15 protein-coding genes are annotated in these 18446 nt (G+C 61.1%); 7 read left to right on the forward strand and 8 right to left on the reverse strand.

The features are described from left to right. The first annotated feature begins 371 nt into the window (after window positions 1-371). From AC0IXH_RS21165 to AC0IXH_RS21180, 4 genes are read left to right on the forward strand one after another with little or no spacing between them, the layout of a single operon-like run. Window positions 372-1268 carry an ABC transporter substrate-binding protein gene (locus AC0IXH_RS21165; protein ID WP_053144928.1) on the forward strand — a complete coding sequence of 299 codons (897 nt, stop codon included), beginning with the start codon at window positions 372-374 and terminating at the stop codon, window positions 1266-1268. Next, window positions 1265-2191: an amino acid ABC transporter permease gene (locus AC0IXH_RS21170; RefSeq protein WP_134822803.1), complete on the forward strand. Its 927-nt coding sequence runs from the start codon at window positions 1265-1267 to the stop codon at window positions 2189-2191. Before AC0IXH_RS21165 ends, AC0IXH_RS21170 begins: the two co-directional genes overlap by 4 nt. Next, a complete protein-coding gene (locus AC0IXH_RS21175) occupies window positions 2184-2945 on the forward strand; it encodes an amino acid ABC transporter ATP-binding protein (RefSeq protein WP_053144926.1) in 762 nt (253 codons plus the stop codon). Before AC0IXH_RS21170 ends, AC0IXH_RS21175 begins: the two co-directional genes overlap by 8 nt. Before the next feature lie 26 nt (window positions 2946-2971). Beyond that, complete coding sequence (locus tag AC0IXH_RS21180) at window positions 2972-5314, forward strand: molybdopterin-dependent oxidoreductase (RefSeq protein ID WP_471720954.1); 2343 nt, start codon at window positions 2972-2974, stop codon at window positions 5312-5314. Between the two features lie 1083 nt (window positions 5315-6397). Here AC0IXH_RS21180 and AC0IXH_RS21185 read toward each other — a convergent pair. From AC0IXH_RS21185 to AC0IXH_RS21200, 4 genes are read right to left on the reverse strand one after another with little or no spacing between them, the layout of a single operon-like run. Continuing rightward, the gene (locus AC0IXH_RS21185) at window positions 6398-7726 is read right to left on the reverse strand and encodes an MmgE/PrpD family protein (RefSeq protein ID WP_471720955.1); all 1329 of its coding nucleotides are present in this window, start codon (window positions 7724-7726) and stop codon (window positions 6398-6400) included. Between the two features lie 14 nt (window positions 7727-7740). Further along, window positions 7741-8847 carry an Ldh family oxidoreductase gene (locus AC0IXH_RS21190; RefSeq protein WP_471720956.1) on the reverse strand — a complete coding sequence of 369 codons (1107 nt, stop codon included), beginning with the start codon at window positions 8845-8847 and terminating at the stop codon, window positions 7741-7743. Then, on the reverse strand, window positions 8844-10022 hold the full coding sequence (locus AC0IXH_RS21195; RefSeq protein ID WP_471720957.1) for an amidohydrolase: 1179 nt from the start codon (window positions 10020-10022) through the stop codon (window positions 8844-8846). The genes AC0IXH_RS21190 and AC0IXH_RS21195 overlap by 4 nt, the downstream gene beginning before the upstream one ends. Continuing rightward, a complete protein-coding gene (locus AC0IXH_RS21200) occupies window positions 10019-10570 on the reverse strand; it encodes a GNAT family N-acetyltransferase (protein WP_013203921.1) in 552 nt (183 codons plus the stop codon). Before AC0IXH_RS21200 ends, AC0IXH_RS21195 begins: the two co-directional genes overlap by 4 nt. A gap of 335 nt (window positions 10571-10905) precedes the next feature. On the opposite strand from AC0IXH_RS21200, the gene AC0IXH_RS21205 reads away from it, so the two are divergent. The 3 genes from AC0IXH_RS21205 to AC0IXH_RS21215 are packed head-to-tail and all read left to right on the forward strand — an operon-like array spanning window position 10906 to window position 14594. Beyond that, window positions 10906-11976 (forward strand): iron-containing alcohol dehydrogenase family protein, encoded by a 1071-nt coding sequence (locus AC0IXH_RS21205; RefSeq protein WP_134822797.1) that lies wholly within the window; start codon window positions 10906-10908, stop codon window positions 11974-11976. A 54-nt stretch (window positions 11977-12030) separates the two neighbouring features. Continuing rightward, on the forward strand, window positions 12031-13338 hold the full coding sequence (locus tag AC0IXH_RS21210) for an LLM class flavin-dependent oxidoreductase (RefSeq protein ID WP_471720958.1): 1308 nt from the start codon (window positions 12031-12033) through the stop codon (window positions 13336-13338). 47 nt (window positions 13339-13385) lie between these two features. Then, complete coding sequence (locus AC0IXH_RS21215; protein WP_471720959.1) at window positions 13386-14594, forward strand: aminotransferase class I/II-fold pyridoxal phosphate-dependent enzyme; 1209 nt, start codon at window positions 13386-13388, stop codon at window positions 14592-14594. 87 nt (window positions 14595-14681) lie between these two features. On the opposite strand, the gene AC0IXH_RS21220 is transcribed toward AC0IXH_RS21215, so the two are convergent. From AC0IXH_RS21220 to AC0IXH_RS21235, 4 genes are all read right to left on the reverse strand, one after another. Then, on the reverse strand, window positions 14682-15800 hold the full coding sequence (locus AC0IXH_RS21220; protein ID WP_471720960.1) for an NAD(P)/FAD-dependent oxidoreductase: 1119 nt from the start codon (window positions 15798-15800) through the stop codon (window positions 14682-14684). Between the two features lie 57 nt (window positions 15801-15857). Beyond that, complete coding sequence (locus AC0IXH_RS21225; RefSeq protein ID WP_471720961.1) at window positions 15858-16631, reverse strand: amino acid ABC transporter ATP-binding protein; 774 nt, start codon at window positions 16629-16631, stop codon at window positions 15858-15860. A 1-nt stretch (window position 16632) separates the two neighbouring features. Further along, a complete protein-coding gene (locus AC0IXH_RS21230) occupies window positions 16633-17445 on the reverse strand; it encodes an amino acid ABC transporter permease (RefSeq protein WP_053144909.1) in 813 nt (270 codons plus the stop codon). Between the two features lie 62 nt (window positions 17446-17507). Then, entirely contained in the window at window positions 17508-18338 is an 831-nt protein-coding gene (locus AC0IXH_RS21235; protein ID WP_053144907.1) for an ABC transporter substrate-binding protein, read from the reverse strand. Between the last annotated feature and the right edge of the window lie 108 nt (window positions 18339-18446).

The following is an 18446-nucleotide window of genomic DNA, read 5'->3' on the forward strand; positions in this document are numbered from 1 at the left end:
AGTCACAAATCTTACTGGGATGCCCCTGTTTTGTTAATGGGATATTGCAGGAATTTATCGAAATGTGACGATTTCAGCTCTAAATGATAATTTTGTTTAAAAATTAGTAGCCGATTTCATGCCTCCCTAAAACCCTTCTTCAGCAGATCCCGCCGAAATCCTGGTTGTGATGCCGGAAACCGCAGGCAAACCCGTGCTCCACGGGCCTTAAACAAAAACCGGCAAAGCTTAGCGTATTTTCACATTTGCCCTGGTTCCGCGGCTTCAGTGAGAATGAATCAAGCGTTCCATTAAATAAGATCCGGTGGCGTTATTCTTTTCCGTCTCCCTGGCGAGCGGATTGTTATCTTTATTCAGGAGAAAGAGTGCAAATGACATTATCTAAATGGGTATTTTCAGCATTGATGGTCGCCAGCCTGCCAACGGCCTGGGCTGCGGAACAAAATGTCCCGACTGAAAGCTCTTTGCACGTGTCGGCCGACAGCAAGCTAAAAAGCCAGCTGCCCGCCGAGATCCTGAAGCGCGGTTATATCGTTGCCGGAACCAACCCAAATACGCCGCCAACCACCTTTTATAAAGAAGATAACCGCACGCTGGCCGGTCGCGAGATCGACATTATGAATGCGGTCGGCGAACGCCTGGGCATTCCGGTGCACTGGCAGGATACCGGCGGCTTCGACAACATCATTCCGGGGCTGAAATCCGGCCGTTACGATGTGGCGCTGTCGAATATCAACGCCACCAAAGCTCGCCTGGCGCAGGTCGATTTCGTTGGCTATTACAACGCCTCGCGTCTGGGGATCATTGCCCAGAAAGAGGCCAACGTGAAGCCGTTTACCTCGCTGCTGGACGTCTGCGGTAAAACGGTGGGCGCCGGTGCCGGCACCACGCAGCTGACGCGTCTGGACCAGGCCAGCAAAGAGTGTGAGGCCGCCGGCAAGCAGCCGATTAAAACGGCGGTATTCCCGGATCGTCCGGCCGGTGTTCAGGCGGTGGTGAGCGGGCGTGTACCGATGTTCTTCGGCCCGTATGAAGGCCTGACCTATCAGGTCAGCCAGGTTCCCGTGCTGGCCTTACCGGGCCAGATCCACGTCGACGATGCGCCGGTGTCCGTGGCCTTCGCTAAAGATTCTCCGCTGGAGCCTGCGGTGCAGGCCGCACTGAACTCGCTGATCGAAGACGGTTCGTACCAGAAAATTCTCGATAAGTGGAACATCGGCTTCGGCGCGGTGAAAGAAGCTAAACGCAATCTGGATATCTTTAAATGAGTAAAGACGACAGCCATCAGGATCCCGACACGCTGCGCATTGTCGGCAAACGCTATTATGGCCGCTGGATCAGCGCCTTAGTGGTGCTGCTGATGCTGGCCGCGGCGGTCAGTTCGATGGTACAGAACCCGCGTTTTGAATGGCAGGTGATTGCCGACAGCTTTACCCAGCAGTCGATCCTGCAAGGTGTGCTGATGACGCTGCAGCTGACGGCGATTTCGGTGGTGCTGGGCTTCACCGGCGGCACGGTACTGGCGTTAATGCGGCTCTCTTCCAATCCGGTGCTGGTCAGCGTCAGCTGGGCCTATACCTGGTTCTTCCGAGGCGTGCCGATGCTGGTGCAGCTGTTTCTCTGGTACAACATTGCCGCGCTCTATCCAAAGGTCTCTGTTTCGCTGCCCTGGGTCGGCGAGCTGTGGAGCGCGTCATCGAACTCGCTGATCAGCCCGTTCAGCGCGGCGGTGATCGCCCTGGTGATGCACCAGGCGGCCTATGCGGCAGAGATTGTGCGCGCCGGCATCCAGAGCGTGGGTAACGGCCAGCTGGAAGCGGCCAAAGCGTTGGGCTACCGGCCTGCCGAAATTTTCCGCTATACCGTGCTGCCGCAGGCGATGCGCGCCATCCTGCCACCGGCGGGCAATGAAATCATCGGCCAGCTGAAAACCACCGCGGTGGTGTCGGTGATCGCCCTGCAGGACGTGCTGTTTTCGGCGCAGATTATTTACCAGCGCACCTATCAGGTGATCCCGCTGCTGCTGGTGGCGACGCTGTGGTATCTGCTGATGACCTCGGTGCTGTCAGTGGGACAATTCTACGTTGAGCGCTACTTTGCGCGCGGCGTCACCCGTAAAGAGAAGCGCGAATGGTTCAAACGCAAGCCGGCAACCTTTACCGCAGAGCAGGGGAGAGTGAGCAATGGCTGAAGCTATCTCGTTACGTAAAATCACCAAACGTTTTTCCGGCGTCACCATTCTGGACGGCATCGATCTGGATATTGCCGCCGGTTCGGTGACCACCATTCTCGGCCCGTCGGGCTCGGGTAAATCGACGCTGCTGCGCTGCATCAACCATCTGGAAAAGCTCGATGGCGGCACCATCCGTATTGGCGGCGCGCTGGTGGGCTACCAACAAAAGGGTCAGCTGCTGCACGAGCTGAACAGCAAGCAGATCGCCGCACAACGCAGCCAGATCGGCATGGTTTTCCAGCAGTTCAATCTGTTTCCGCACCGCACGGTGCTGCAAAACGTGATTGATGCGCCAATGCGGGTGAAAAAGCTCAGCCGTCAGCAGGCGGAAAGCAAAGGTCTGGCGCTGCTGAAGCAGGTCGGGCTGGCGGGACGTGAACACGACTGGCCGCAGCAGCTCTCCGGTGGTCAGCAGCAGCGCGTGGCGATTGCCCGGGCGCTGGCGATGGATCCCGAGGTGATGCTGTTTGATGAACCCACCTCGGCGCTGGATCCGGAGCTGGTCGGCGAAGTATTGCAGGTGATCAAACAGCTGGCGCATTCCGGCATCACCATGGTGATCGTCACCCATGAAATCGGCTTCGCCCGTGAAGTGGCGGATAACATCGTCTTTATGGAAGAAGGGAAAATCGTTGCCTCCGGACCGACTTCAACCGTACTCGACGAAGCGCAAAACCCACGCGTCCGTCATTTTTTAGCCACGGTACTTTAACCGTCGCGTTTTAACCGGGAAACACCATGACCGCTACCCGCGCTATGCATAGCTCGCACTGGGGGGCGTTCAGCGCCCTCAACGACAACGGCACCTTGCACATCACCCCGTTCAGCGGCGATCCCGATCCCAGCCCGCTGCTCCAGAATTTTGAGAATGTCCTGCGTCATCCGGTGCGGCTGGCCACGCCGATGGTGCGTCGCGGCTGGCTGGAGGATGGGCCAGGCCCTGACGACCGGCGTGGGGCGGATGACTACATCGCCATCAGCTGGGAGCAGGCCTACAGCCTGGCCGCCGCAGAACTGAAGCGGGTAGCCGGGCTGGCAGGCCCGGAAGCGGTGTTTGGCGGCTCCTACGGCTGGTCGAGCGCCGGGCGTTTCCATCATGCGCAAAGTCAGGTGCATCGTTTTCTTAACACCAGCATTGGCGGCTACGTCCGTTCGGTTAACAGCTACAGTTCGGGCGCGGCGTCGGTGATCCTGCCGCATATCGTGGGCGATATGAATGAGATTGCCCGCCGTGGCGTCAGCTGGCAGGAAATTGCCGAACACAGTGAGGTGGTGCTGTCGTTTGGCGGCCTGGCGCTGAAAAACTCGCAGGTGGCCAGCGGCGGCCTTAGCGAGCATACCGAACGCGGCTTTATTCAGCAGGCGGCCCGTCGCGGCGCGCGCTTTATCTCGGTCAGTCCGCTGGCCAGCGATCTGCCTGACGAAGCCCAGGGCGAGTGGCTGGCCATTCATCCCGGCACCGACTCGGCACTGATCCTCGCGCTGTTGCAGATCCTTAAGCAGCGGCAGTGGAGTGATGAAGCCTTTCTGGCGGATTACTGCGTCGGCTGGCCGCAGCTGGTGGCCTACCTGAACGGCGAGCAGGACGGGCAGCTTCGTGATGCCGCCTGGGCCGCAGAGATTTGTGGCATTCCGGCGGCGCGCATCGAGGCGCTGGCAGAACAGCTGCACGGTAAGCGGGTGATTGTCAGCGTGGCGCATGCGTTGCAGCGCGCGCAGCATGGCGAACAGCCGGTGTGGTTAGGGCTGGTGCTGGCTGCCGCGTTGGGCCAGCCGGGGTTGCCGGGCGGTGGCTATTCCTATGCGCTTGGCGCGTTGGGGCATTATGGCAAGCAGCATAACAGGGTGGCCTTTCCCGCGCTGCCGCAGGGCAAAAACGGCATCGACCGGCTGATCCCGGTGGCGCGCATCTCCGACATGCTGCTGCATCCGGGCGAAAAGTTTCGCTACAACGGCCGCACGCTCACCTATCCCACCATCAAACTTGCCTGGTGGGCGGGTGGAAATCCGTTTCATCACCATCAGGATCTCGCCCGATTGCGCAAGGCGTTCGCGACGCTGGACACGCTGATTGTGCATGAGGTGGCCTGGACGTCGACCGCCCGTCATGCCGACCTGGTGCTGCCCGCGACCATGACCCTTGAGCGTGAAGACGTTGGCGGCGCACCGACCGACCGGCATTTGATTGCCATGCAGCAGGTGGCCGCACCCTATGGCGAAGCGAAAGATGATTACAGTATTTTCAGCGAGCTGTCGCGGCGGCTGGGCAGCGAGCAGGCCTTTACCGAAGGGCGCAGCGCGCGCGAGTGGCAGGCGCATCTTTATCAGCAAATGCAGGAAAAACTGCAGCAGCAGGGCGTCAGCGTGCCGGATTTCGCCACCTTCTGGCAGCAGGGGATCCTCGAGCTGCCGCAGAGTGATGACGCGGGCAGGCTGCTGCGTCATTTCCGCCGGGATCCGCAGCAGCATCCGTTGCCGACGCCGAGCGGAAAAATCGAAATTTATTCCGCCACGCTGGCCAGTTTCGACAATGCGGACTGTCCGGGGCATCCGGTGTGGCTGACGCCGCTGCAGCAGCCAGACGAGCAGTACCCCTTTTATCTGATTGCCAATCAGCCCGCCTCCCGTCTGCACAGCCAGTTGGATTTTGGCCGCTTCAGCGTCAGCCAGAAGCGCGGTGGGCGTGAGGTGTGCAGCATGCATCCGCAGGATGCGCAGCAGCAGGGCATTGCCGAGGGTGACGTGGTGGAAATCACCAACCCGCGTGGCACGGTGCTGGCCAGCGTAACGCTGAGCGAGAAGGTCAGAACCGGCGTGGTGCAGTTGCCGACCGGCGCCTGGTACGATCCGGTCGATCCGTTAGCGGAGCAGCCGACCTGTCGTCACGGCAATCCCAACGTGCTGACGCTGGATATCGGCACCTCAGGCCTGAGCCAGGGCTGCACCGGGCAAATTACCGTGGTGCAGATCCGCAGGTTTACGGGTGAGCCGCCGGCCGTAAGGGCGTTCGAACCGCCGGTGATTAGCCGCAACCCGCCTCAAGCGTCGGCAGCGGCTGGCGATGTGGCGCCTGGAGCGTAAAGCCTGCGAGGAACGTTTTCGCTATTATCAGGAAAGTCGGGGAAGTTGGGGAAGTTGGGGACATCGGGAAAGTTGGGGATGTTAGGGATGTTAGGTAAGTCGTCTGGACGTTGGGGTGGCAGGGTCAGGGATGTTAGGGACGTCGTCTGGATGTTTCGGTGTTTTGCTCAGGGAGAGAGGGGGTAACACAAAGACGCCGTAAACCCATCCCTGGGGGCTCAGCGGCGACATCCCTGTCGCCGATGCTTTGCTTTTCCCCCCTCTCTCCCTTCCCTCAGGCTTCAATAATGAATGGTCGATTGTGGACGCACAGGTCAAAACCCACTGAGTTCATTCTATGCGTTGACCAAACTTGATTTGATTTTGACCTGTATGACCACCGTACCACCCGAGCAGTTTTTGAACTGTGTGACCACCGTACCACCCAACGACGCTAATGTTATTGGGTGGCGGCATAGTGCGCATTAGCCGGGTGTCTGCGGCAGGGATGCCGCAGCCAAGCCTCTAGGGATGGATTCACGGCGTCCCGGAAAATGCGCACTATGCTGACGCCTTGCCACCGCAGCGGGTTTTGACCTGTGTGTTAGGGACGTCGTCTGGATGTTTCGGTGTATTGCTCAGGGAGAGAGGGGGGAACACAAAGACGCCGTAAACCCATCCCTGGGGGCTCAGCGGCGACATCCCTGTCGCCGATGCTTTGCTTTTCCCCCCTCTCTCCCTTCCCCTCAAGCTTCAGCGTTGCCTGTACTTATCGGGCCACACACTTCAAAACCCATTCAGCAACTGCCTTTGACCTGTGTGACCACAAGGCCCACCAACAACGCTAATGCTATTGGGTGGCGGCATAGTGCGCATTAGCCGGGTGTCTGCGGCAGGGATGCCGCAGCCAAGCCTCCAGGGATGGATTTACGGCGTCCCGGAAAATGCGCTCTATGCTGACGCCAAACCACCGAAGCGGGTTTTGACCTGAAGTCCTCCAGGGATGGATTCACGGCGTCCCGGATAATGCGCTCTATGGTGACGCCGTACCACCGAAGCCGCTTTTAACCTGAGTGACCACCGTACCACCCAACGACGCTGGTGTTATTGGAGCGCCGCGGTCAGCATCGCCGTTAACCTGGGGAGGGAATCTGGCGTGGCCAGTTGGCACAGCGAGGCAATTTCCTCGGCCTCGTCCTGAGATGCGGCGCCCAGGCAACTGCGTAATTTCGCCTGCAAATCGACCGGCGTTGCCAGGCTTTCGCTGCGCGTCATGCGGCAGCTTAACGGCTCGGCGTCAGTAAACCAGATCGTCACCTTATGGAATCGCGCGGCCGGATCCAGTTCATCCGGCGGAGCGGAGAAATCGGGACAGCGCTGCACGCGATCTGCCAGACTGGCGATCACCGGATTCACCGGTCCTTCCGCCACATCCTCCAGCGCCACGCCGTCAAATAACAGGCTGGAAGCAATCACGTATTCCAGGCTGAAGCGCGCCTCGATGCCATTTTTCGGCTGCGTGACCGACGCGGCAATGTCACCGCCCGGTGGGAAAGCCACCTCAATGCGGCTGATGGCGGCGTCCATCGCCTCCACATTGCCCTGAAACCGTGGCAGCGCCTGCTGACGTAGGCGGCGCGCCACGTCTGCGGCGGTATGGGTGCCTCCGCAGGTGGCATAGGGCTTAAACTCCAGACCTGGCGACTGGATGCGCCATGGCATTCCCCAGTGCTCAACCAGCTTTGTCGCATCGCTCTGCTCGCCGCAGCAGGCGAGTAAGAACGCCTCGATCACGCCCTGCGGCTGCCCGCTAAAGCCAGCCAGCGTCAACCGTCCGGCAAGCACCGCACTCTGCGCCGCCAGCCCGGCATGCAGCGGCTTGGTGGCGGAGCCAAACTGGGCACGCAGCCCGCTGGCCTGGGTGGTGGCGATGCCGAGGATCACCGCCGCCTGATGTTCATCGGCCTTCAACAGGCGTGCAACCGCCGCGGCGGCCGCCAGCGTGCCCAGCGTGGCGGTACTGTGGAAACCGGACTGGTAGTGACGCTGCGTCGCCGCCAGCCCCAGCCTTCCCGCCACCTCGACGCCAATCACATAGGCATCCAGCAGCGCGTCGGCGTCGGGCTGAACGTCTGCCGCCAGCGCCAGCAGCGCCGGCAGGATCACCGTGCTGGGATGGCCGCGAAAATCAGGGTGGAAATCATCGTAATCCAGCGCGTGGCCGGCATAGCCGAGCAGCAGGGCACGCGTCTGCGCATCCTGCGCCTGACTGACGCTGCGCAGCGCCAACAGGCCGCTGTCGCTGATGTCGCCACGCAGTATTGGGAGCGTTACCGCCACATAATCCAGCAGGCCCGCTCTGGCCTGCTCACGCGCGGCGCTGTCCGGCTGACTGCGGACAATCAGTCTGGCTAGCGGTGGGGTAATGGCCATTGGCTCTCCGGGATTCATGACGATGACGGCGGCAGATGCGCAGCGAGTAAATCGGTAAAGCCGCTGCGCTGACAAAGTGCCTGAAGTTGGGCGATCAGCGCGGCGGGCAGCGGGATGCCGTTCAGGCTGCGCTGCTGATGCGTCTGGTTTTCAATGTCACCGGCGACCAGCACCGGCTTACTGGCATCGGCGGGCGGCGTGTCATGCAGCGTATCAATAATGTGGTCGAGGCCCTGACGGAAGTCGGACGGATCGCCAAACGCCGCAGGATCGATGACCAGGAAAAAGTGGCCGATATCCGGCATGCCGCCTGCCGGACGCGTGGCGGCAAAGGAGGCACCGGCCAGCGGGCCCGCCAGAATTTGCGCCAGCATCGCCAGGCCATAACCCTTGTGGCCGCCGGTCTCTTCCAGACCGCCCAGCGGCGTCAGGCCGCCAGGCGGGCGCTGGAAAACGTACTCCATGCCCAGCGCGCTGTCGGTGACGGCCTCGCCGTGTTCATCGCTGACCCAGCCCGGCGGCAACGCCTGACCGGTAAAGTCATATACCTTGACCTTGTTGGCCGCCACGGTCGTGGTGGCCATATCCAGCACGAAATCGGCGTTTCGCTCAGCGGGTGCGGCAAAGGCGAGGGGATTGGTGCCCAGCACCGGCACCTGTGCGCGGCTGGGCACCAGCATTCTGCTGCGGGTGGTGCTGGTGATCAGCGCAATCTTGCCTCTGGCCGCCGCGTAACGGGCATACAGCCCGGCGGCGCCAAAATGATTGGAATGACGCACCACCACGCTGCCCATGCCGGACAGCTCGCTTTTCGCCACGGCGGTCTGGATCGCCAGTAACGCCGTGGCGTGACCCAGCGAATGGCAACCGTCGATCACCGCCGTTGCCGGAGTTTCCCTGATAATTTTCGCCCGTCCGGCCGGGTTCCACAGTCCGGCCTGCAATAATTTATCGTAATGCGGCAGCATCGAGATGCCGTGGGAATCGACGCCAAACAGATCGGTTTCCACCATCAGTTCGGCGGTTTGCACCGCGATATCCTCGGGCATTCCCCAGCCGGTGAGGATGGTTTCCGCCTGGCGCATCAGCAGCGCAGCGGGCAGGGTCACCGCCTGATTCATCGTGAGGGTCCTGATGCGGGCGTTTCCTGGCTGAGTTTTTCCAGCGCGTTGACCGCAAGCGTCGCCAGATAATCGGCGGTGGGGAACAGCGCGCGATCGTCAACGCGGAATTCGGGATGGTGCAGGGCAAACGGCCCGCCGGATCCCACCATCACAAAGGCACCGGGGATCTGCTGCTGATAGAAGGCGAAGTCCTCGCCGATCGGGCTGGCCTCGACCACTCTGGCCGCAAAACCGGCCAGCGGCGCCTGCGCCAGCGCAAATTCAGCCCAGGCCGGATCGTTAACCACCGACGGCGGGCCGGCCTGCCAGTCCAGCTCAATGCGCGCAGCATAGGTCTCGCCCAGTCCCTGCGCCACCTGACGAAAACGCTGCTCAATCTTCTCGCGGGCCCCGGCGCTAAAGGTGCGCACGGTGCCCTCCAGCCAGGCGCTGTCCGGGATAACGTTCCAGGTGGTGCCGCTGTGGATCTGGGTGATCGACACCACCGCATTTTCCGCCGACGACAGATTACGGCTGATCACCGTCTGTAGCGTGCCGATCAGCTGTCCGGCGATGACGATCGGATCGTTGCCTTCGTGCGGCTTAGCCGCGTGGCTGCCGGTGCCGGTAATGGTCAGGGTGAAACGATCGACGCCTGCGGTGAGCGCGCCGCCTTTGCTGCCAATCACCCCCACCGGCAGCGACGGATCGTTATGAATACCAAAGATCGCTTTTGCCTGATCCAGTGCGCCGGTTGCCAGCAGCGCCGGCGCGCCCATGCCGGTCTCTTCTGCGGCCTGGAACAGGATGCGGACCCGTCCCGGCAGAGTGGCCTCAATTTTTTTCAGCAAAATGGCGGCACCCAGGGCGGCCGAGGCATGAAAATCATGACCGCAGGCATGCATCACGCCAGGATTTTGCGAGAGGTATTCCACCCCCGATTTTTCCTCAATCGGCAGGGCGTCAATATCGGAACGCAGCACGATCAGCGGGCCGTCACCGTCGCCGACTTCGGCAACCAGACCGGTCGGCAGCGGCAGGTCCAGAATGCGGATCTGATGTTCTTCCAGCGCCGCTCTCAGGCGGGCAGTGGTCTCAAACTCCTGGTTGGACAGCTCAGGATGGCGATGCAATTCGTGACGAAAGGCCTGCAGCTGCGCGGCCAGAGGCTGGTGCTTTTCACTGATATTCATGGTTTATCCTGACGGGTCGTCGATGAGGCGGATTTCTCCAGCCACTGCTGATGGGCGGCCTCATCGAGAATTTTCTTCATATACAGCGTGATATGTCCTTTGCCCAAATCGGTCTGGTGCATGGCGACAAAACCGCGGTTCAGGTACATCTCTTTCAGCCAGGGATGGCTGACGGCGGTGCCGAGCGAAACGGCCGGGGCTTTTAACTGCGCCCGCAGAATATGCGTTTCCACCCAGTCCAGCATCGCGCGGCCCAGCTGCTGTCCCTTATACGCCGGGTCGGTGCCGAACCAGCCGATATGCGGCAGGCCAAACGGGCCGGGCAGCGGTCCCCAGGGAAAACGCAGGGTCAGCGAACTGGCCAGCCGATCGTCGGCAAACAGGCCATACACCGCATGCTGTTGCAGGTGGCGGGTGACCCGATCCAGGTCGGCGGTGGCGGCATCAAAGTGGATCCCCAGCGCGCGGATGGGGGCATACGCGGCCAGCATCAGGGTCAGATAGGCGTGACGATCGTCCAGCGTCAGCTGGCGGAAATGCAGATTCATGCGGTGCTCCCTGACTGGAAATAAAAAGATTCAGTGCCGTTCTTTATTATTCGTCATGCTGTTTCGCAAGCGTTGAGAATAATCATGCCGTCTTTAAATTTCGCACCGCAAGCTATTTATCCCTATAGCTTTTATTTGCATAAGCTCTTGCGAATTTGTCGTAAAGGATCGGGAATGCCTGATTGCTTCTGCACTTTTCTTTGTAGCATGATGAATGAAGCGCCGCTGGTAGCAAGGCAGACAACCACTTTCTCAGCAGTCAGCCCGTTTCAGGTAAAACGTTTCAGGGAAAAAGTTCGCCCGGTTCCACGCAGAATAAATTAAAAGGTCACAGCGTGTTTTCAATAAAATCCCCTAAACAGTATTCGCAACTTCCCGGTATTCGCGCGCGGGTGGGTGAATTAATTTCCCCGCTGGCGAACAGGATTTTCATTATTTCCAGCCCAGCGGCCTGGCAGGCCGTTAACCCGGAACTGGAAAACAGCCTGGCCGCCGCCGGCATCCGCTATCAGCTGGCGATGCTCACCACTGAATGTACGGAGGTGGCAATCGCGGATTTGACGGCGGAGATGCAGGCGCATGGCAGCACGCTGGTGCTGGGCATCGGCGGCGGGCGCGTGCTGGATACGGCGAAAGCCGTCGGTAACGCGCTGGACGAGGTGAAGATTGTCACCCTGCCAACGCTGGCCGCCACCTGCGCCGCCTGGTCACCGATCAGCATTCTCTATACCGCCAGCGGTGCCCATCAGCGCAGCCAGCCGTTAAGCCAGATGCCCGAGCTGGTGCTGGTGGACAGCGAAATCATTGCCCGCAGCGACGTCCGTTTCCTGAAAGCGGGCATCGTCGATGCGCTGGCCAAGTGGTATGAATTTCAGCCCTATCAGCGGCATAACCCGGACAACCTGGCGCTGAATTTGAAGGCGCTGATGGCCCGTCAGGCGGTGGAAGTGTTCGCACAATGGGGCGAGCAGGCGGTGCGGGATAATCAGCAGGGCCAGGTTACGCCCGCGCTGGAGAAAGTCATTGAAGGCTGCATTGTGTTAGCCGGTATGGCCAACAGCATTCGCGATGCCGATCCGACGCCGGGTTTTGCCCACGCCATTCACAACCGTCTGACGCATCAGCCCGAGCTGCACGACTGGCTGCACGGTGAGAAAGTCGGCTTCAGCCTGCTGGTGCAGTCGCGAATGCAGCAGCCGGATGGCCAGCCCGACGCCGGATTGCTGGCACTGCTGCGGCAGTACGATGCGCCGTTAACCCTGGCACCGCTGATCGGCAACCGCACAGAGGCGATCCAACGCATCGCCCGCGAAGTGAAATTTTCGCCCGCCAGCGCCGCGCGTCTGCCGTTTGAGATTTCCCCGGCCACGCTGGAAAAAGCCTTGCTGGCGACCGAAATTGGCTAACCCTTTTCAGACGCAGGCCGTGTTGGCGTGCGCTTTATTATTCCAGGACTGATTATGCAACCGACTCCGTCTTCACCCCGCCAGCTTCGCCTGGGTTTGTTTGTTCAGCCGTTGGGACAGCACGTCAGCGGCTGGCGTCTGACCCGCCAGTTAGGTTCGCCGACCGATATCGACTGGCTGATCCAGATTGCGCAGAAGGCCGAAGCCGGCCTGTTCGATATGTTTTTCGTCGGTGATGCGCTGGCTACCAGCGTGCACCGCCTGCCATCCACCATGGCGCGCCTTGAGCCGCTGACGTTACTGTCGGCGCTGGCGGTCTCAACCAAACATATCGGCCTGGCGGCCACCGCCTCCACCACCTTCAGCGATCCCTTTACCCTCGCGCGCAGCTTCTCGTCGATTGACCATATCAGCCGTGGCCGGGCGGCCTGGAATGTGGTGACCTCGTTCTCAACCGACGTGGCGCGCAACTTCAGCCGCGACGATATGCCGGGCCATGCGGAACGCTATGCCAAAGCGCGCGAATTCCTCGAGGTCTCCTTCAAGCTGTGGGAAGCCTGGGAAGAGGGCGCGGTGCAACCGGATGCCGCCAGCGGCAGCTATTTTGTTGATGACAAGATCAAGGCGATTAACCATCAGGGCGAGCATTATCAGGTGCAGGGCCCGCTGAATATCTCCCGTTCGCCGCAGGGACGGCCGGTGATCATTGAAGCCGGTTCCTCGGAGGATGGTCAGGCGCTGGCGGCGGAAACTGCCGAAGTGGTGTTTACCGCGTCCGCCAGCCTGGAAGAAGGTCAGGCGTTTTACCGCTCCCAGAAGCAGCGGGTGAAAGACGCCGGACGCAATCCGGATCATCTGCTGATTTTGCCGGGCGTGATGCCGATTGTTGGCAGAACCCGCGAAGAGGCGCAGGCGACCTGGAAAGCGCTGAATTCGCTGGTGGATATTGAGAATGGCCTGCGCCAGCTGTCGGCGCGCTTCGGCCTCGATCTCAGCCAGTATCCGCTGGACGGCCCGGTGCCGGATGCGCCGGAAGGCGAGGGTAACCAGAGCCGGGTGCGGCTGTTTACCGAGATGGCGAAACGCGACAACCTGACCCTGCGCGAGCTGGCAGCGGTAGCCGCCGGGTCCCGTGGGCATCGCGTGGTGGTGGGCACGGCCGAAGATATCGCCGATGACTTCCAGCAGTGGCTCGAGCAGTCGGCGGCGGACGGCTTCAACATCATGCCTGCCACCGTGCCGGAGCAACTGGATCTGTTTATCGAGCGGGTGGTGCCGGAGTTGCAGCGCCGTGGCCTGTTCCGCGAGCAGTATCAGTTCAACACCCTGCGCGAAAACCTCGGGCTGCCCGACTACAACTGATCCTTTTCTCAGCCGGATGCGCTCCGGCTTAACCGCGAGATCTCTTCATGACCATTACCCTGTCCCGCCGTGTTCAGCGCGTTTCCCTGTCGGCGAATGCTGCCGCCCGTCAGCTCACCCAGCGCCTGCAGGCGGAAGGGGTGGATATTCTCGATCTTACGGTGGGTGAGCCCGATTTCGATACGCCTGAACATATCAAGCAGGCGGCATGTCAGGCGATTGCGCGGGGCGAGACCAACTACACGCCGACGCCTGGCACGCCGGCGCTGCGTCAGGCGGTGCAGCGTAAACTGTTGCGCGAAAATCAGCTGGCGTATGACATCAACCAGATTGTGATCGCCAACGGCGCCAAGCAGATCATCTTTAATGCCTTCGCCGCCACGCTGAATGACGGCGATGAAGTGCTGGTGCCGGTGCCTTACTGGCCGACCTTCCCGGACAGCGTGAAGTTTAACGGCGGTGAGCCGGTGCTGCTGGATTGCCCACTGGAGCAGGGCTTCAAGCTGCAACCGCAGCAGTTAGCGGCAGCGATTGGGCCGAAAACCCGCTGGCTGGTACTGAATTCGCCGGGTAATCCCAGCGGCGCGGTGTATGACGCCGCCGAACTGGCGGCGCTGGCGGCGGTGCTTCGCCAGCATCCGCAGGTGCTGGTATTGCTGGATGAGTTGTATGAGCACGTGCTGTTCGATGGCCGCCAGCATCAAAGCCTGCTGAACGTTGCGCCGGACCTGAAGGATCGTATTTTGCTGGTAGGCGGCGTGTCGAAAACCTACGCCATGACCGGCTGGCGCATTGGTTTCGGCGCGGGCCCGAAGATCCTGACCGACGCGATGGCGGTGGTTCAGTCGCAAAACAGCTCGGGGGCCGGATCGGTCAGCCAGGCTGCGGCGGTGGCGGCCTTTAACGGCGGGCTGGATTTTCTGGTGCCTCAGCTTGCGGCCTATCAGCAACGTCGCGACAGCCTGGTGGATGCACTGAGCACGGTGGATGGCCTCAGCGTCAGCTCGCCGGCCGGGGCCTTCTTTGTGTTGTGCCGCTGCGCGGACGTGCTGGGTCGCATCCGGCCCGATGGCCGCCCGCTGGCAAGTGAAGAGGATGTGCTGAGCTATTTACTGGAGAGCGGCGTGTCCGGGGTGGCGGGCAGCGCCTATGGCCTGTCGCCGTATTTCCGGCTGTCGATTGCGACGGACCTGGCGTCGGTACGCGAAGCCGGTCGCCGCATCCAGACCGCCTTCGGGCAGCTGCGCAAGGCGTGATCGACGGGGCGTAACCTTGCCAATAACGGTCGGTGTAACTTCACGATTAAGTCAGGCGTAACCTCGTATCCGGTTACGCCTGACCCCTTAAAACCGCTCTGCGCGGAACGCCGCCAGCATCGGATGTTTTTCCCCACTGACAATTTCCCCGGCCAGCAGCTCGCCAACAATCAGCCCCAGCGTGGCGCCTGAATGGGTGAAGGCGACATAGCAGCCCGGCACTTTTTCCAGTTCACCCAGCACCGGATCGCCATCGCCCGGGATCGGCTTCAGCCCGGCCTTCCAGCCAGCGGCTTGCAGCGGCGGATGCCCGGCCAGCAGCTTCGTCGTCTCCGCCATCAGCTCGGTGACCACCGCCGGCGGGATCTGATAGTTGCCTGCGGCATCCTGGGTAAACTGCGCTTCATACCAGTCATGATCCATCACTAACGTACTGCCCGGATTGGGTCGCACCGCCGATCTTGGCGTATTCAGCACCGCTTTCAGCCCGTGATCGACCGGTTCGCTGGTCACCAGCATCGAGACGGGCGAACCGTTGGGGATGGTCACGCCCAGCGGCTTCACTACCTCAGGGGTATAAGGTCCACAGGCCACCACCACCACCCCGGCGGAAAACGCACCGGCCGCATGGGTGGACACGCCGGTGGCACGTCCTGCGCTGTCGGTTTGCACCGTGGCTTTCCCGGCCTGCTCAACCAGCTTGCCGCCCGCGGCCTTGAACTCGGCCAGCAGCTTGCTAATCAGCGGCGGCAGGCTGACCCAGCCCTCGCCGGGATTGAAGATGGCGGTGGCGGCCATCGCTCCGGTGGCGATATTCGGCGTAAAGCGGGCGACGGTGTCGGGCCCAACCAGCACCGAGGCATAGCCGTGGGCCGCTTCATAGGCATGACGCGCCAGGCTGCCGGCCTCGTCGTTTTTGCTCCAGCACAGGCCGCCGTCAAAACGCAGCCAGTCGACGTCGGGCTGCTGAGAAAACAGCGTGCGATAGCGGTCGATCCCGGCCATGCGCAGATTATGGTAGGCAAGCGAGCGCTCACCCGCAGAATTCAGCCAGGCCAGCGAGCGGCCGGACGCGCCGGAGGCGGGCTCAGCCTCGGTAATCAGCGTGACCTGTGCGCCAAAGCGCTGCAAATGGGTGGCGATGGAAACACCGATAATGCCGCCGCCGATCACGGCAACGGTCTTGCTTGAAGCGGTTACAGCCATATAACAAATTCCTTATCAGTCAGACAGAGTAAGAGGCGGTCAACGGCCAACATGGCGTTACAGCACTTCCGAAAGAAACTGGCGCAAACGGGCCGATTGCGGGCGGTCGAAGATCTGCTCCGGCGTGCCGCTTTCGACAATTTCACCTTCATCCATAAACACCACCTGGTCGGCAACCTTGCGGGCAAAGCCCATTTCATGGGTCACCACCACCATGGTCATGCCACGCGTGCACAGGTCGGCCATCAGCGTCAGCACCCCTTTCACAAGCTCGGGATCGAGGGCAGAGGTCGCCTCATCAAACAGCATCACCTGCGGATCCATCGCCAGCGCCCGGGCAATCGCCACGCGCTGCTGCTGGCCGCCGGACAGATCGCGCGGGCGGTGGTCGGCGCGGGTGGTCAGGCCCACTTCATTCAGCCGGTCTGCCGCCAGCTTAAAGGCCTGCTTCTTCGGCAATCCTTTGATTTTCCACGGGGCCAGCGCGACGTTCTGCAAGGCGCTGTGGTCCGGGAACAGATTGAAGTGCTGGAACACCATGCCAATGCGCAGCCGCAGCGCGTCGGGGTTCTCTTTCAACACTGAACGGCCAGCCAGCAATACATCGCCGGATTTCGGCTCGTGCAGCCGGTTGATGCCGCGCAGCAGGGTTGATTTCCCCGAGCCGGACGGGCCAATAATGCAGGTGGTGGTGCCCGGTGCGACGCTGATCGACACCTTGCGCAGCACCTCAATCTCGCCGTAGGCCAGCGTCAGGTCACGCAGCTCAAGGCTGGCGCCGTGAAACGCGCGTTCGTCGACCGGCGCTGCCGGGGAAGGCTGATTCAGCATTTTATTGTCCTCTGTCGGGCGTCAGCTGTGACGCAGGATGGGTGGCAAGCGCGTTGCGTTGCTGCACTTCGTCTACTTCTTTCAGCCCGCTTTGTGGCGCGGTCGCTTTGCGGCGTCCGGTGCGGTAACGGGCATCGACATAGTTCACCAGATGGGTCATCGGCACGGTGATCATCAGGTAGAACAGCCCGGCCAGCATCAGCGGTGACAGGTTGCCGGTCAGCACTGCCGCATCCTGGCCGACGCGGAACAGCTCGCGTTCGTTGACCATCAGCCCAAGCAGATACACCAGCGAGGAGTCTTTGATGATGGCAATAAACTGATTCACCACCGCCGGTAACACGCGACGGATGCCCTGCGGAATGATGATCAGAGCCATGGCGCGGGCGTAGCTCATGCCCAGCGCGCGGCAGGCCTCCAGCTGCCCGCGTTCCACACTTTGGATCCCCGCGCGGAAAATCTCGCCCATATAGGCGCTGGCAATCAGGCTCAGGGCGAAAATCCCCAGCGGATAAGGGCTGGGGCCAAAAATCTGATAGCTGAAGCGGGCGAAGCCCTGGCCGATCAGCAGGATGGTGAGGATCGACGGCAAACCGCGAAACAGGTCGGTATAGAGGCGGGCAGGAATGCGCAGCCAGCGGGACGGCGAAATGCCCATCAGCGCCAGCAGCAGGCCGATGGAGGTGCCCAGCACGGTGGCGCAGAGTGAGATGATCAGCGTGTTGATCAGCCCGGTGCCGAGCAGCTGCGGCAGAACCTGTAACATCGACGGAAAGTCGAAAAACGTTTTCCTCAGGATCTCGAAAATATCCATAGCAAGGACTCACTTTCTTTAGGCGGCGCGAAGGTCACGCCGCCGGGTAGAGGGGCGCGTTTTCAGGACTGGCTGGTCTGGTCAGCGGCAGGGAGATACTGTTTCGGCATCGGCGAGCCGGGGAACCATTTCTCATACAGGCGTTTCCAGGTGCCATCTTCCATCGCCGACTTAATCGCTTTATCCAGCGCGGTTTTGAACGCCACCTTGTTTTTGGCGATGGCAAAACCGGCCGGCGCGTCAAACGACGGAATGTCTGCGGCATGGATCAGGTCATAACGGTCGGCGTAGGTTTTGGCCGACTCATAATCGAGGAACACCGCATCCACCGTGCCGTTGTTCATCGCCGAGATCGCCGCGTTGTTATCCGGGAAGCGCACCAGGTCGGTCTGTTTAAAGTGATCGACCGCATAAGACTCCTGCAGGGTGCCCTGGATCACCGCCAGCCGGTGTTTGGCCAGCGTATCGACGTTCTTCACCCCGGAGGTTTTGTTGGTCAGCACCGTCAGGTAACCCGCCAGATAGCCGGAGGAAAAGTCCACCGTTTGCTCGCGCGCTTTGGTGATGCCAATCGCCGCCACGCCGGCGTCGTACTGACCGTTCGCCACCGCCGGCAAAATGCCGGCAAAGTCCTGGCCGATAAAGTCCACGTTGTTGATGCCGATGCGGTGGGCCACGTCGGTAAAGAACTCGACGTCGAAGCCGGTGAACTGGCCGTTGGCATCGGTGAAGGTATAGGGTTTGGCATCGCCAAGGCTGGCGACGCGCAGGTGCCCGGGCTCAATCAAACCATAGGGATTGTCATTACTGGCCGCCGAAGCAGCGCTGGTGAATAAAGAGACCGCAGCGAGAAGGGAAGCGGCCAGAGCGATCAGGGGCTTATGCGATTTCATAGTCAGTCCGTTTTTGTTGTGGATAACATCAACGACTATTGAGAGCGGATCGGTTTATTAGTATGAGACCGGTCTCAATGCAGGTGGCTGAAGGGCGACAGGGTTGTT

The sequence above is a fragment of the Erwinia sp. AC075 genome (assembly GCF_979253995.1).

What these genes read in the sequence shown, in the direction of transcription:
- AC0IXH_RS21165 (WP_053144928.1), top strand. Translation starts at nt 372, where the DNA reads ATGACATTATCTAAATGGGTATTTTCAGCATTGATGGTCGCCAGCCTG.
- AC0IXH_RS21170 (WP_134822803.1), top strand. Translation starts at nt 1,265, where the DNA reads ATGAGTAAAGACGACAGCCATCAGGATCCCGACACGCTGCGCATTGTC.
- AC0IXH_RS21175 (WP_053144926.1), top strand. Translation starts at nt 2,184, where the DNA reads ATGGCTGAAGCTATCTCGTTACGTAAAATCACCAAACGTTTTTCCGGC.
- AC0IXH_RS21180 (WP_471720954.1), top strand. Translation starts at nt 2,972, where the DNA reads ATGACCGCTACCCGCGCTATGCATAGCTCGCACTGGGGGGCGTTCAGC.
- AC0IXH_RS21185 (WP_471720955.1), bottom strand. Translation starts at nt 7,726, where the DNA reads ATGGCCATTACCCCACCGCTAGCCAGACTGATTGTCCGCAGTCAGCCG.
- AC0IXH_RS21190 (WP_471720956.1), bottom strand. Translation starts at nt 8,847, where the DNA reads ATGAATCAGGCGGTGACCCTGCCCGCTGCGCTGCTGATGCGCCAGGCG.
- AC0IXH_RS21195 (WP_471720957.1), bottom strand. Translation starts at nt 10,022, where the DNA reads ATGAATATCAGTGAAAAGCACCAGCCTCTGGCCGCGCAGCTGCAGGCC.
- AC0IXH_RS21200 (WP_013203921.1), bottom strand. Translation starts at nt 10,570, where the DNA reads ATGAATCTGCATTTCCGCCAGCTGACGCTGGACGATCGTCACGCCTAT.
- AC0IXH_RS21210 (WP_471720958.1), top strand. Translation starts at nt 12,031, where the DNA reads ATGCAACCGACTCCGTCTTCACCCCGCCAGCTTCGCCTGGGTTTGTTT.
- AC0IXH_RS21215 (WP_471720959.1), top strand. Translation starts at nt 13,386, where the DNA reads ATGACCATTACCCTGTCCCGCCGTGTTCAGCGCGTTTCCCTGTCGGCG.
- AC0IXH_RS21220 (WP_471720960.1), bottom strand. Translation starts at nt 15,800, where the DNA reads ATGGCTGTAACCGCTTCAAGCAAGACCGTTGCCGTGATCGGCGGCGGC.
- AC0IXH_RS21225 (WP_471720961.1), bottom strand. Translation starts at nt 16,631, where the DNA reads ATGCTGAATCAGCCTTCCCCGGCAGCGCCGGTCGACGAACGCGCGTTT.
- AC0IXH_RS21230 (WP_053144909.1), bottom strand. Translation starts at nt 17,445, where the DNA reads ATGGATATTTTCGAGATCCTGAGGAAAACGTTTTTCGACTTTCCGTCG.
- AC0IXH_RS21235 (WP_053144907.1), bottom strand. Translation starts at nt 18,338, where the DNA reads ATGAAATCGCATAAGCCCCTGATCGCTCTGGCCGCTTCCCTTCTCGCT.